The organism is Acidovorax sp. HMWF018, assembly GCF_003061035.1.
Taxonomy (GTDB): Bacteria; Pseudomonadota; Gammaproteobacteria; order Burkholderiales; family Burkholderiaceae_C; genus Acidovorax; species Acidovorax delafieldii.
In genome coordinates this window covers 8,492-9,402 of the sequence record NZ_QAIM01000605.1, presented here as the reverse complement: position 1 = coordinate 9,402, position 911 = coordinate 8,492, and the positions used below count along the sequence as shown (strand labels likewise).

Sequence of the window (911 nt, the reverse complement as noted above, 5' to 3'; positions counted from 1 at the left end):
CCGCCAGTTCAAGGGCTGGGTGTCGGTGCGCACGGCACTGGCGGCGTCGCTCAACGTGCCCGCCGTGCGCACGCTGGTCATGGTCACGCCCGATGCGTTCCACCGGCAGCTCGGGGTCATGGGATTGCCGCTGCGTGAAAGTGGCGACTACTTTGGCTACAGCCTGGCACTGGGCAGCCCCGAGGTACCGCTGCTGCACCTGACGAACGCCTACCGCACGCTCGCCAGCGGCGGGCGTGCCAGTCCTGTTGCAGTCACGCTCGCCAACGGCGGGCGACAGGGCAGCGTAGCCCCGGCCGATGCCAAGCCCCGCTTCACGCCAGCCATCGACCCACGCGCTGCCTACATCGTGGGTGACATCCTGTCCGACGGCAATGCACGCGCCCGCACCTTCGGCACCGACAGCGTGTTGGCCACCCGCTTCTGGACGGCGGTGAAAACCGGCACCAGCAAGGACATGCGCGACAACTGGGCGGTGGGCTGGTCCGAGCGCTACACGGTGGGTGTGTGGGTGGGCAATGCCAGTGGCGCGGCCATGCACGAGGTCAGCGGCACCAGTGGTGCAGCGCCCATCTGGGCAGCGGTGATGGGTTTTCTGCACGCCCGCGAGCCCAGCCGGGCCCCCAAGGCCCCTGGGGGCCTGGTCAGGGCGGCTGTGCGGTTTGGTCCGGGCCAGCCGCCCTCTGCAGGCGTCCCCCAGCCACTGGAGGCTGCGCGCGACGAATGGTTTGTGCCTGGCACGCAGCAGTCTTTGTTTGCTATTGATTCAATAGCTTCCGAGCCATATTCCACTAGCGCATCTGGCCAAAAAGTCTCCAAAAGCGCTGCCTCGGCCCCTACGGCGCCTCCTGCAGGTGCCTCTGCCCGCATCACCGCCCCGGCATCCGGCACGGTGATCGCGCTGGACCCGG

Annotated in this window: 1 pseudogene; it reads left to right on the top strand. The window is 68.3% G+C overall.

Annotated features, from left to right (window positions below):
- Positions 1 to 911: pseudogene (locus DBR23_RS31835) on the top strand (penicillin-binding protein 1C); the annotation flags it as partial.